Here is a 13,152-nt window from a genome sequence, read left to right on the forward strand (position 1 = left end):
ACGCTATCAGATCATCATCACACATCAGGGGTATCGATGAGCTATATACTTAAGCGGCTCGCCTTGATGGCACCGACACTGTTTTTGATTTTGCTGATTAACTTTGCCATCATCCAAATCGCCCCTGGTGGGCCAGTCGAGCAACAGCTTGCCAAAATCCAAGCCGAACAGCAGTCACTTGCTGCCCAAGGATTTGTCTTGGCTCAGCATTATCAAGGTTCACAAGGGCTATCTGCCCAAATGATGGCAGAGCTAAATACGCGTTTTAGCTTTGATTTGCCGGCTGATGAGCGATTTTGGCTGATGGTGAAAAATTTTGCTCAGTTTGAGTTTGGGCAGTCGTTTTTTCAGGGCCAATCGGTGATGGATTTGATTGTCCAAAAACTGCCAATCAGCCTTGCTTTTGGTGCGTTAAGCCTTTTGGTGGCCTATGGTTTTGGCGTGATGATCGGGATGTATAAGGTGCAGGTGCATGGTAGTGCCAAGGATCATCTGATGATGGTGATATTGTCTGTGCTACACGCTTTGCCAGTATTTATGATGGCGGTGCTATTGCTTGTGTTGTTTGCAGGTGTGTGGCAGATTTTCCCCATTCAAGGGGTGGTATCGCCAAACTTTGAGCAGCTAAGCGTTTGGACTAAGGCAGCTGATGTACTCTGGCATCTGACACTGCCTGTACTCGCCAGCAGTGTGGGCTCGATTGCAGGAGTTGCGTATTTGACCAAATTTAGCGTGATGAATGAGCTTAGTTCATCTCATGTGCTTGCCATGCGTGCTCGGGGTCTGTCCAAGCGTCGTATTTTATACACACAAGTATTCAAAAATGCCCTGTTACCCATTGTCTCAGGTTTGCCACTGGCGGTGGTGGGCGTGCTGTTTTCGGGAAATTTTTTGATTGAAGTTATTTTTGGGATAGATGGACTGGGACGGCTTGCCTATGATGCGGTGGTGCAGCGAGATTATCCGCTGATGTTTGGGATTTTGTACATATTTACCTTGCTTGGCATGGCGGTGCAGCTGATATTTGATGTGTTGTATGTATTGATTGATCCTAGAGTGGATTTTGGGGCGTGATGGATGATGGGTAGCCATAATGTTGGTCAAGCTTGTGGCATGAGCCGTTGGGCGAGATTTCGCCGTGAGCGTTTGGCGTTTTTTTCATTGATTTTGTTGATGATTATCGGCGGTGTTTCATTATTGACACCTGTGATTGCCAATGACAAACCGCTATTTATTCGCCATCATGACCAAAGCTTTTTGCCGTTATTGCATGATTATCCTGAGATGGCATTTGGCGGTGTGTTTGAGACGAGCGCCAATTATCAAGATCCTGTATTGATTGACCATATCCGCCGTGATGGACTGATTATCATGCCACCGATACCCTATGGCGAGCATACGCTGGTGCTCGATGCTGTGACGCCACACCCAAGCGAACCCAGTCGCCATCATTGGCTTGGTACAGATGATGTCGGTCGAGATGTGTTGGCTCGTGTGCTGTATGGACTGCGCATTTGTCTATTGATGGGAATTGGGTTAAGCCTAGTCGGTAGCGTGATTGGCGTTGCCTTTGGGGCGTTGATGGGATATTTTGGTGGGCTGGCGGATTTGCTGGGTCAGCGGTTTGTGGAAGTGTGGCTGGGTTTGCCGCAGCTGTTTGTGATGATGATTTTGGCAAGTGTGTTTGTGCCGTCGGTGCCTGTGCTGTTTGTGCTGTTGCTGTCATTTGGTTGGTTATCCCTTGTGCCATTGACGCGAGCACATTTTTTGCGGACACGGCGTAGGGCGTATGTGCTGGCTGCCCAAAATCTTGGCGTGCATCCACTCATCATCATCAAGCGACATATCCTGCCAAGTACGCTACTTTTGACACTTTCACAGCTGCCTTTTGTGATAGTGGCGAATATCAGTGCATTGACGACGCTGGATTTTTTGGGTTTGGGTTTACCGATGGGTTCAGCAAGTTTGGGTGAATTATTGCTCCAAGGCAAAAATCATTTGGATGCACCGCATTTGGTACTGACTGGCTTTGTGGTGCTGTCGGTGGTGCTGTCGCTCTTGATTGTGATTGGAGAAGGGCTAAGAAATGCACTCGATGTCAAGTAATGATACTACCTTGCCAGTGGTGCAATTGAGCAATCTTAGCATCTCATCAGATCAGCAAGTATTGATACAAGGGCTGACACTTGATGTGCATTCGGGCGAAATCTTGGGCGTAGTCGGCGTATCAGGTGTCGGCAAGACAACATTGATGCAGGCTTTATTTGGGCTTTTGCCAGCATATTGGCGTGTCTCATCTATTAAGGCTCAGATTGCAGGCGAGCGTGTGCCACTTGATCGACAGGGCGATGATAGGGTATTTGCCCAGATACGCACCAAGATGGCATACATCTTCCAAGAGCCTAAAGCATCGCTAAATCCTGTAGATACGATAGCGACAAGCTTTGATAAGCTATTTGCCACGCTTGGTATCCCAAAACACGAGCGTAAAGTCCGTGCCAAACAGCTGCTAGAGATGGTGCACCTACCTGATGCCGAGCGTTATTTATCTGCCTATCCGCATGAACTCTCAGGCGGTGAAGCAAGGCGTATCAGTATTGCACAGGCTTTGGCAGGATCTCCAAAAGTCATCATCGCCGATGAGCCGACAGGTGCACTTGATAGCCATCTTAAAGATGAAATTTTAGAATTACTAACTGATCTATCCAAACAAACAGGCACAGCACTGATACTCATCAGCCATGATTTGCCAAGCTTAATGGCGTGCTGCGATCGGTTTTTGGTCTTGTCATCGGACAGTTTTGCCGTGCTTGATATCGATCAATTGCCGCACCATCGGATATCGCAGGCATTACTTGATGCGGATTTTGGTACGCCATCACCGATGATGGCAGAGACATTGCAGCCGATTTTGACGGTACAAAATCTTGGCATACGCCACCCAAGAAAATGGCTGAGCTTGAGACCGTCTGCCACTGTGATTGAAGAGTTTGATTTACAAATCACTCAAGGCGAAATCGTCGGCATCATGGGGGCGTCAGGTGTCGGTAAGTCAACACTGGCAAAAGCCATCACAAGGCTTGATCCAAGGCTGATGGTGACTGGCAAAGTCATCATCGATCATCAAGATCTGTACCAGTTATCTGCTAGGGCGCTTAGAATACGACAGCGACAAGTGCAGCTGGTGATGCAAGAAGTCAAAGACAGCCTAAATCCTGCTCGTACTATCCGCCAAAGTCTGCTTGAAACGTGCCAAAGTATCGATGATACCCATGATGATGCCTATATGGATGAACTGTTAAAATTGTGCGGTCTATCAGACACGCTACTGGATCGCTATCCATCTGGTCTATCTGGGGGTGAGATTCAACGGATATGTATCGTGCGTGCTCTGCTTGCTCGTCCAAAGCTGTTGATTCTCGATGAACCAACGGCGATGCTCGATCGCATATCTATTGTCAAGCTGCTGAATTTATTAAGAAAAATTAATCAAAATTATCAGACATCCATGCTAATCATCAGCCACGATGTAAAAGTGATTGATGCCATTTGTCATCGCACCATTCATCTATCAAAGCATATATCACAAGCATAGTGCGTGGTCATACCGCTGAACGGCTAAATACTTCTCGCAGCTCAAAACTGGTGTGTAGCTGACTGACGCCATCAATTTTACTAAGCCTATGTAGTAGAAATTCTTCATAATGACGCATATCTTTGACCAAGACCTTGAGCAGGTAATCTTCACTGCGACCCGTGACGACGCTGCAGCTGACCACTTCATCAAAGGTGCGAACTTGGCTTTCAAATTCACCAAAACGCTCAGCGGTATGCTTATCCATGCTCACCGCCACATAGACCGACAGCGTATAGCCCAGTGTGGCAGGGTCGGTGTGTGCATGATAGCCTGTGATGATGCCAAGCTCTTCAAGCCGTTTGATACGGCGGATGGTGGGCGTAGCGGATAGGTTGATGATTTCGCTGATCTCGCTGATGGATGCACGTGCATTGTTTGTTAAAATCCGTAAAATCTTACGATCGATGCCATCAAGTGTCACGATGTCTTGGGTGGCTGCCATAACTGATAAATCTCTTATAATGAGTGAATTTCACTATATATTATCAAATAATTAGTGATTTGTACTCATTGATACTAAAAATAATGCAAAAATAGGTAAAAATTGCTATACTAAATTTGTTATGATACCAAGCATCAAAAATTACGATTAATTTGCTTTTAATTTGGAGCCATCATGCCACACATTACCCCAAAAAATCCTGCGTTTGATTTTACCAAATATCGTCCTTTTGAATTCGCACCCAAGCTGACTGACCGCACTTGGCCGGATAAGACCATTACCAAGGCACCGATTTGGGCGAGTGTTGATTTGCGTGATGGCAACCAAGCCTTGATCGATCCGATGAATATTGAGCAAAAATTAAAATTCTTTAAATTGCTTGTTGATATCGGTTTTAAAGAAATTGAGATTGGCTTTCCTTCTGCGGCACAAGTCGAATTTGATTTTACTCGTCGATTGATCGAAGAAGGTCATGTGCCTGAAGATGTGACTTTGCAAGTATTGGTGCAGGCGCGTGAGCATTTGATTGAGCGTACTTTTGAAGCACTACAAGGCGCTCGCCGTGCCATTGTCCATGTGTATAACTCAACTTCAAAAGTCCAACGAGACAAAGTCTATAAGATGGACAAAGAAGAAATCAAACAAATCGCCATCGCAGGGGCGACGATGCTTCGCGACAAGGCAAAAAATTATCCAGATACCGAATGGGTGTTCCAATACAGCCCAGAGAGCTTCAGCCAAACCGAGACCGACTATGCGGTCGAAGTGTGTGATGCTGTTTGTGAAGTGTGGCAACCACAAAACGGTCAAGCAGTCATCCTAAATCTACCTGCCACTGTCGAAGCCAGCACACCAAACATCTATGCCGACCAAGTGGAATATTTCTGCCGTCATCTCAAGCAACGAGAGCACGTCATCATCAGCCTGCATACGCACAATGACCGTGGCTGTGCGGTGGCAGCGTCCGAGCTTGGCTTGATGGCAGGTGCCGATCGTATCGAAGGCACGCTATTGGGCAATGGTGAACGCACAGGCAATATGGACATCCTAGTGATGGCGATGAACCTATATACCCAAGGTATCGATCCTGAGCTTGATTTTAGCCAAGTCAGTGAAATGGTGCAAATCGTCACTGAGTGCAACAATCTGCCGGTACATCCACGCCATCCGTATGTTGGCGAGCTTGTGTTCACTGCATTTAGTGGCTCACACCAAGATGCCATCAAAAAATCACTGGATTATAACGAATCGCACAAAGAGACGGATGGTCATTGGGATGTGGCGTATTTGCCAATCGACCCGCTACACATCGGCCGTGGCTACCAAGATGTCGTGCGTATCAATAGCCAGTCAGGCAAGGGTGGTGCAGCGTATATTCTACAGCGTCATTATGGCTTTAATTTGCCACGCTGGACGCAGATTGACTTTGCTCGTGTGGTGCAAGCCCAAGCCGAAAGTCTGGCTCGTGAGCTGAAGACCGAAGAGCTTTTGGAAATCTTCACCCAAACTTATCTATCTCAAGATACTTTCCGATTGAGCGACTACACCATCAACAACAAAGGCGGTGAAGTGTCATTCCAAGGTCAAGTGGCAGCACCGACCGAAGTGTTTGAAGTCATCGGTCAAGGCAATGGTGCATTATCAGCGTTCATTGATGGCCTAGTCAAAGCAACCGGCAAGCAAATCCATGTCACCAACTATGCCGAGCACGCCATCAGCCAAACCGCCCAAATCGATAGTGATGATGGCAAAGACAACCAAACGCACAATGCCGCCGCTGCTTACATCCAGCTGTCAGTCGATGGTCAAATCTACTCAGGCATCGGCACCTGTAACAGCACTGTCTCAGCGATGCTAAAAGGCGCGTTGTCAGCATTGGCACAGGCTTGGTAAATTAAGTTTAGATTATCTAAGAGTCAAAAAAAAGTGCAGATTTTACGCTGCACTTTTTTAAATCCGATAGGCTTTCTTAGACAATCGGCTTTCTACGATAAAATAAAATCCCAGGAATCGACAATCCCAACACCAATGCTGAGATCACAAAAATCGCCTCAAAAAAATGATGCATCATGATGATGAACAAATCCATGCTAAAGCCAAAATAGCCGATTTGCACCATGCTCACCATGGCTTTATAGGCAGCGATACCTGGCATCATGCAGATCAGACTTGGCACAATCAATGCCTTTGGTGGCAATCCATATCGCTGAGCGTAGCGCACACCCAAAAAGCTGCCCATCATCGCACCAAAAAAAGTGGCAATCGCAAGATGTGTGCCATCCTGCACCATCAAAAGCTTGGTGCCAAAAGCCAGTGCCGTGACCGCCATGCAGTGAATGATGTAACGCCTTGGCAAAGTAAACATCAAGCACCAACCGATGGTGATGATGCAAGATAGCACGACTTTTTGAAGAATCATTAGCCAATCCATCACAGCCCCCAATGTGGAATGCCCAAGAAAATCAGCGCAATCACGATGCCAACACAAGCAGAGAGTGTCAACATGGTGGCGAACATCCAGCGGCCGACGCCCATGTTGATATAGCCTTTTAGGATATCAGACAATGAATTGATGATGGGAAAACTGGGTACCAGTAGTAGCACGCTGGCAGCGACGGCAATATCAGCATTACTCCCCAATTCCAAAAAGTACGCAGTTGCGCCGAGTAATGTGGCGGTAAAGGCGGTGATGATGACCACGACAAATGGGTTGAAGTGGTGCGCCGCCAAAAATATGCGCATTCGCATGGCCACAAAGCCTGCAACCAATGTCACCAGTGCAATCATCCAATCGCCACCATTTAGATAAGCAAAACTGGCGCAAGAGATGCCAACAAATAATGAGACCAGTAGATTTGGGTAAGTGGTGCGCGCCATGCCATCAAAACTCTGCTCAATACCATCGATCAGTGCATCTTGTTCGCTCAAGGTCAGGATAAATTGACGCGACTGCCAAGCTTCTTCGGCGTGTAAGACGATCTGCTGAATCTGCACTAAGATGCTGACATGGATGCCTTGATGCACGGTGTTGCGCACTGTGGTGATGCAGCGCCCTTGGTATAAAGTGGTGAGCGTCACAGCATTAAAGGATAAGCCACATTCGACGCCATCGATGCCAAGCGCCTTACCCAAGCGCTTGGTGAGATCGACGACGACCGCTGACTCAGCACCATATTGCATGAGCAATAGCGCGCAGCGGATGCATAAGCGAGTGATACGCTGCTGCTGAGCATAAGTCAGCCGCGCCGTGGCTTGCCCATCATTGAACAGCAGGGCGGGCGAGCCATCGGATGCGCTTATTTGTGGGTGTAAAGAGGCTGGGTTTGACATAATTTTCACATCGATGGCTGCGCTGCATCGATTAGCTTGCCGATGAGTGCGCACAGTTTGTCTATCAGTGCTTGAGTGTCAGCATCAGACAAAGTCAATGCTGGCAGCAGGCGAATGACATTACCACCCGTGACATTGATGATCAATCGATACTCATCGCGCGCCAGATCGACCGCCTTGGTTAGGTCGATGGTATCTGGCATTGCAAAGCCAATCATCATGCCGCGACCTCGAGCATGGATGCCATGATCGCCAAAGGTATAGATAACCGCAGCGCGGATTTTATCGCCTTGGGTGATGGCATTTTGCATAATGCTGTCATTCAAAGTCTCATACACCGCACAGACCACACGGCTTGCCAAGGGCGTACCGCCATAAGTTGAGCCGTGTGAGCCAGCCCCAAATAGCCCAACTGCCTTGCCGTTGACCATGCAGGCACCAACAGGAAAGCCATTGCCCAAGCCTTTGGCAGTCGTAAGAACATCGGGCGTGATGCTTGAGTGCTGATACGCAAAATATTTGCCTGTACGGCCATTGCCAGTTTGGACTTCATCGAGCATCAACAGCCAATCATTATCATGGCAGATTTGGGCGAGCTGTTCCAGATAGTCGTCTGCTGGCGTGTGCAGTCCGCCTTCGCCTTGAATCGGCTCAACCAACACGGCACAGACATCCGCATCAGCGCTGTGTGTTGCCACGGCTGCAGCATCACCAAAAGGCACACGGATAAAATCCTCATCTAAGGTATAAAATCCAGCGCGCGCTTTTGGGTTGGCGGTGGCTGATACTGTCAGCAGGGTGCGACCATGGAAGGCATTGTCCATCACGATAACTTTTGCGCGGCGCTTGCCTTGCTTGTGTGCGTAGGCGCGTGCAAGCTTTAGGGCGCATTCATTGGCCTCAGCGCCTGAATTGGCAAAAAATACTTGCTCCATGCCAGCTGCTTGGCACAAAAGATCGGCCGCTTTTTCTTGCCAGCTGACTTCAAATAAATTACTGGTATGCACAAGCTCGCTTGCCTGTGCTTGGATCGCGGCGGTGATGGCAGGATGACAATGCCCAAGACCGCAGACAGCGATACCTGTGAGCGCATCCAAATAGGCTGTGCCATCTGCGGTGTATAAATATGAGCCATCGCCACGCACGAAGTTGATGGGCTGACGGGCATAAGTTGGCATCAAATGAGTGCTCATGGGATTTCCTTAATGGTAAAAATCAATCTGTGTCCAAATCAATACGCTGTGGATGAATCATCCAATTGCCCCGAAAAAGGACTGTCCTCACCTGCGATCACATACTCATCTGATGCCCATGCACCCAGATCAATAAGCTTACAGCGCTCAGAACAAAACGGTCGATGCGGATTATCCGACCATTGGGTTGGTGTTTGGCAGGTAGGGCAAGGATGAGTAGCAGATGTCATGATCGATCCTAAATGGAGGGTACAATGGTTCATTTTAGCAAATTTGTTCTAAGGATTCATCCAGATTTTTGATGAATCTGTCAAGCAGCCGACGCTTAGATTTAGATTGGTATAACATGACATTGTTAAGATAATTTGTATATATGACCATACAAATTTATCGCTACCATCACACAATGCAAGATATGATTTACAGTTATGCCAAAGTCGCAAATAAAAATGATTTTGGGGTTTTATTATCATTTCTATAAAATAATGCATGACAGACATACTAAAGCAAGTTATAATCCTGCAATCAAAATAACAAGTACACTTGTTTTGTAAGTGAAGAGATGGTCATTCAAAAGCAATAAAAGGAGACTATTGTGAGTGATTCTAATTCAGTGATTGATGATAATTCAAACAAAAGCTACCGCGAACTGCATCGCCCAAGCTCAAGCTTTGAGTCGCGCGATGCCTATTTAAACCATGAGCTTCAGATCATGAAGCCGCGTCGTTGGCGAGCCAATTTGCCATTTCGTGATTATCGCTTTGAGTTTGAAGATGCCATTCCTGCGATGGCTGGTACGATTGGTAAAATCGTGATGGTCGGCGCGATGGCAGCGGCATTTGCAGCACCGCTTGGCCTTGGTGAAGCTTTTGTACTGGAAAATGTGCGCTATGAGATGCTGATTGCAGCAGTATTTGTGCTGCTGTTATCAGGGTTTTTGTTGCCGACAGCCAACTTGGCAGGTACGCATGGCCCATTAATTCCTCTGATTCCTTTGGTCGTGGCTGCTGGCGGGCATCCTTTGGCATTTGGTATTTTGATCGGCGTGTTCGGCATCTTGCTGGGGCTTTTTAAGGGCGGATCTTTGCTTGCTAAGCTGACCAGTAATGGCGTGGCAGGTGGTTTGTTATTATACTTGGGCTTTGTTGGTCTGATCGCTCAGGTCAAAAATATGATGACTTGGTCGGAGCAGATCGGTTTACCGCACTTGGCTTTTGTTATCATCATCGCCACGATCGTGATGTACGCGCTACTTGAGCATTGGCAAAAGCGTTGGCTGGCCGTACCGATTGGCTGTGCGTTGGCAGGTTTTATTGCGTTTGCTTTGGGTGCGCCTTTTGAATTTAAAACCGAGCCTGGTCTGCCGCCATTGAATCCCGCCTATTGGTGGGGTGAGGATACGGGTTGGACAATGGGCTTGCCTGACCTAAAGGCCTTTGTGGTGGTCTTCCCATTTGCGGTGCTGGCCGTGGCCATGTGGTCGCCTGATTTTCTTGGCCATCAAGTATTCCAAAAAATCAGCTATCCGCCAAATTCTGAGCGCACGCACATGAACATCGATGATACCATGATTGCAGCATCGGCGCGTCAGGCAGCAGGGTCGCTGTTGGGCGGCGCTAATTTCTCCTCATCATGGGGAACTTACATCGTCCCTGCCGCCATCGCCAAACGACCCATTCCAGCAGGTGCGGTACTGACGGCGGTGTTTTGTATCATTGCCAGTATTTGGGGTTATCCGATGGATTTGGCGATCTGGCAGCCTGTGCTGTCCGTGGCGCTGATCGTGGCGGTGTTTGTACCGCTACTTGAGGCGGGCATGGAAATGACGCGCAAAGGCAAGACCACTCAGTCAGCCGCGATTGTCGTGTTCGCCTCTGCACTGGTCAATCCTGTATTTGGTTGGTCGCTGACGATGATGCTGGACAATCTGGGCTTGATCGGTGATAAGCAGCGCAGCGTCGAGCTGGGCCTGAGTGGCCGCGTGATCATTCCTTTGGTGGGCTTTGTCGTGCTGTGCGCTGTGATGGCGGCGGTGGGGATGTTCCCTGGGATTCCAGCGCTACTGCCACAGTTTAGAATCTAATCGATGGCTTTGGCCAATCACCCTGACCATTGGTTGGGGTGATTTTTTTATGGGCAAATGTCAGTAAGATGAAAGCGCGCTCAGCCATTGATCAATACAGATGTGATGGCTTTAGCGATGATATTATAAAGACAAAGTACTTGCATTGTCATTGCAATTATGCTAAAATCCACCCAAATTATCTCATAAATTCAATATGTTGGAGAATCTGATGAATCACAGCGAACAAACCACCTTTAACATGCGCGTCGATAAAAATCTGGTTGAGCAATTTAAAAAAGCTGCCCGCGATAATAATCGCACGGCCAGTCAACTGTTGCGTGATTGTATGATTGATTATGTCAAAAAAAATCGCCAAGCAGATATGTTTAAGCGCTGAGCGTTAGCCAAAGCCAAAAGTTTGTAAAGATTAAGAGGTGTGCCATGCAGCATTTTAAAGACATCGTCAATCATCGCCGTGCTGTGCGTGAGTATGATGCCAATCAAAGTTTGGATCCTAAGTTGGTCAAAGAGTGTCTTGAACTCTCTCAGCTAGCGCCCAGCAGCTCAAATATGCAGCTGTATGAGTTTTATCACATTACGGATGCTGCGCTGCTTGATCAACTGGCCAAGGCATGCCTATCACAGCAGGCGGCTACGAGCGCACAGCAGATGGTGGTGTTCGTGACGCGTCAAGACCATTATGCAAAGCGTGCCAAAGCGGCATTGGCATTCGAGCGCGGCAATATCAAGCGTTATTCTCCCGAATCACGGCAGGCGGCGCGCATCAAACGCATTGAGCGCTATTATAGCGTGACCATGCCGATGATTTAACGCACCAACTTTGGCGTGGCCAATGCACGCAAATTGGTGTTCTCAACCATCCAAAAATTCAAACCCGTCTATGATCGCATCTCTGCCACTGATGTGCGCATCATGGTACACAAAAGCTGCGCATTGGCGGCACAGACCTTCATGCTGGCGATGAGTGCGGCAGGCGCGGATACTTGTCCGATGGAGGGATTTGACAGTAAAATGGTCAAAAATCTACTCAATTTGCCTGACGCTGCCGAGATTAACATGATCATTTCGTGCGGCTATCGCACCGACAATGGCGTGTGGGGCGAGCGTTTTCGTGTGCCTTTTGATGAGGTGTATCGCAAACTTTAATGCTAAAGATGATGTCAATTATCCATCCCATCTGATGGGTTATAGCCTGTCAATATGACTGTATAAATTTACAAAATACCAAACATTGTTTGCATATGCAAATTAACTCATGTAAGCTGTTGGCATCTTTTGAACACTTGGCGGTTGGCATGGCGATGCGCAGTACCTTAAAAAATGGCCTTGAGGCTGCTTTGATGCTGGCTGTGGTGATGGGCTTTGGGCGATTTGCCTATACTGCACTGTATCCTTATATGGTCAATGAGCAGATTCTTGGCATTGAGCAGGGCAGTTGGGCAGCCGCAGCCAATTATCTGGGCTATCTCATCGGCGCGATCGGCGCGATACGCATCAAGCTTAATCAGGCACATCAATGGGCTTTGGTGGCACTGCTTGGCACTGTCATCACGCTGGGCGCATTATATCTGACTGACTCTGGCGTGCTGATCATCGGCATTCGATTGTTGGCAGGTGTGTTCAGTGCTGTTGGTATCGTAGCTACCTCGATATGGTTGTTGGGGCAGCGCCAAAAGCTGAATGCAGCACCCATCATGTACGCAGGCGTCGGTTTGGGGATTGCAGCTTCAGCGCAGCTGGTGTCGATGATGTCAGAGCGCTGGTTATCGCCACAGATATGGCTATTGCTTGCGCTTGTGGCTCTGGCTGCCACAGCATTGGTGATCCATGGATTGTTCTTTGAACAAAACCAAGACAGCCCAGTATCCGCATCAGTAGCTGCTACTAGCAGTCGTTTGGATGCTCAGGCATTGCCTGTATTATATGGCTTGGCGGGGTTTGGCTATATCATTACCGCCACTTATTTACCGCTTTTGATCACCCTTGCCGTGGCCAATGCTGATATCGAATTTGTCTGGACGGCATTTGGGCTGAGTGTGATACCCTCTTGCTTTATCTGGTATCAGATTTGTCAGCGCTTGGGTACGCGCATGTCGCTTGTGCTAAATATGCTGATGCAAGCGATCGGTGTGATTTTGCCCGTCGTGGCGCCATACACGATGGGCTATATGTTAAGCGCTTTACTTGTCGGTGGTGGTTTTATGGGTACGGTGACTTTGGTGATGCCCATCGCCAAGCAGCTGACCGCCAAAACTGGCAAAAACCTAATCGCCATTGCCACAGTTGCTTATAGTATTGGCCAAATTTTGGGGCCGATCGTCTCAGCACAGATGTATCGCTGGACACAAGGATTTGAGATGTCATTAGTGCTTGCGATGATCGCTTTATTGATGGGTGCGATGATCGCTTGGCAAAAAGGCTAAGCTGTTCAATAAATTAAGATACTTTGATAATTTCATCTATG

At 47.9% G+C, this 13,152-nt stretch carries 12 protein-coding genes and 1 pseudogene; 8 read left to right on the plus strand and 5 right to left on the minus strand.

Annotated elements, in window-relative coordinates:
• Positions 1–36 precede the first annotated feature (36 nt).
• Genes B0681_RS01450 through B0681_RS01460 form a run of 3 tightly spaced genes read left to right on the plus strand, consistent with a single transcriptional unit; the run spans position 37 to position 3,595 of the window.
• The gene (locus tag B0681_RS01450) at positions 37–1,074 is read left to right on the plus strand and encodes an ABC transporter permease subunit (protein WP_078316964.1); all 1,038 of its coding nucleotides are present in this window, start codon (positions 37–39) and stop codon (positions 1,072–1,074) included.
• Positions 1,075–1,077: 3 nt separating this feature from the next.
• Positions 1,078–2,106 (plus strand): ABC transporter permease subunit, encoded by a 1,029-nt coding sequence (locus B0681_RS01455; RefSeq protein ID WP_114144927.1) that lies wholly within the window; start codon positions 1,078–1,080, stop codon positions 2,104–2,106.
• Positions 2,096–3,595 carry an ABC transporter ATP-binding protein gene (locus B0681_RS01460; protein ID WP_158077903.1) on the plus strand — a complete coding sequence of 500 codons (1,500 nt, stop codon included), beginning with the start codon at positions 2,096–2,098 and terminating at the stop codon, positions 3,593–3,595. Before B0681_RS01455 ends, B0681_RS01460 begins: the two co-directional genes overlap by 11 nt.
• 7 nt (positions 3,596–3,602) lie before the next feature.
• On the opposite strand, the gene B0681_RS01465 is transcribed toward B0681_RS01460, so the two are convergent.
• Positions 3,603–4,079, minus strand: a complete 477-nt coding sequence (locus B0681_RS01465; protein WP_078316966.1) for an Lrp/AsnC family transcriptional regulator — start codon at positions 4,077–4,079, stop codon at positions 3,603–3,605.
• 174 nt (positions 4,080–4,253) lie between these two features.
• Here B0681_RS01465 and leuA point away from each other — a divergent pair, with 174 nt between their 5' ends.
• Positions 4,254–5,972, plus strand: a complete 1,719-nt coding sequence (leuA, locus tag B0681_RS01470) for a 2-isopropylmalate synthase (RefSeq protein ID WP_078316967.1) — start codon at positions 4,254–4,256, stop codon at positions 5,970–5,972.
• A 76-nt stretch (positions 5,973–6,048) separates the two neighbouring features.
• Here leuA and B0681_RS01475 read toward each other — a convergent pair whose 3' ends face one another.
• From B0681_RS01475 to B0681_RS01490, 4 genes are read right to left on the minus strand one after another with little or no spacing between them, the layout of a single operon-like run.
• Positions 6,049–6,498 (minus strand): threonine/serine exporter family protein, encoded by a 450-nt coding sequence (locus B0681_RS01475; protein ID WP_407661929.1) that lies wholly within the window; start codon positions 6,496–6,498, stop codon positions 6,049–6,051.
• Positions 6,499–6,509: 11 nt separating this feature from the next.
• A complete protein-coding gene (locus B0681_RS01480) occupies positions 6,510–7,409 on the minus strand; it encodes a threonine/serine exporter family protein (protein WP_078316969.1) in 900 nt (299 codons plus the stop codon).
• A gap of 5 nt (positions 7,410–7,414) precedes the next feature.
• A complete protein-coding gene (locus B0681_RS01485; protein WP_078316970.1) occupies positions 7,415–8,602 on the minus strand; it encodes an aspartate aminotransferase family protein in 1,188 nt (395 codons plus the stop codon).
• Between the two features lie 38 nt (positions 8,603–8,640).
• Positions 8,641–8,832 carry a DNA gyrase inhibitor YacG gene (locus B0681_RS01490; RefSeq protein WP_078316971.1) on the minus strand — a complete coding sequence of 64 codons (192 nt, stop codon included), beginning with the start codon at positions 8,830–8,832 and terminating at the stop codon, positions 8,641–8,643.
• 365 nt (positions 8,833–9,197) lie between these two features.
• Between B0681_RS01490 and B0681_RS01495 the strand changes: the two genes are divergently transcribed.
• The 4 genes and pseudogenes from B0681_RS01495 to B0681_RS01505 all read left to right on the plus strand — a co-directional run bounded on the left by B0681_RS01495 (position 9,198) and on the right by B0681_RS01505 (position 13,111).
• Positions 9,198–10,685 (plus strand): DUF3360 family protein, encoded by a 1,488-nt coding sequence (locus tag B0681_RS01495; RefSeq protein WP_078316972.1) that lies wholly within the window; start codon positions 9,198–9,200, stop codon positions 10,683–10,685.
• A 211-nt stretch (positions 10,686–10,896) separates the two neighbouring features.
• Positions 10,897–11,064: a hypothetical protein gene (locus tag B0681_RS10430; RefSeq protein WP_169835662.1), complete on the plus strand. Its 168-nt coding sequence runs from the start codon at positions 10,897–10,899 to the stop codon at positions 11,062–11,064.
• A 44-nt stretch (positions 11,065–11,108) separates the two neighbouring features.
• Positions 11,109–11,834: pseudogene (locus B0681_RS10550) on the plus strand (nitroreductase family protein).
• A gap of 155 nt (positions 11,835–11,989) precedes the next feature.
• A complete protein-coding gene (locus B0681_RS01505; RefSeq protein ID WP_158077904.1) occupies positions 11,990–13,111 on the plus strand; it encodes a YbfB/YjiJ family MFS transporter in 1,122 nt (373 codons plus the stop codon).
• The last annotated feature ends 41 nt before the right edge of the window (positions 13,112–13,152 follow it).

Source organism: Moraxella porci DSM 25326 (genome assembly GCF_002014855.1).
In the GTDB taxonomy this organism is placed as follows: Bacteria; Pseudomonadota; Gammaproteobacteria; order Pseudomonadales; family Moraxellaceae; genus Moraxella; species Moraxella porci.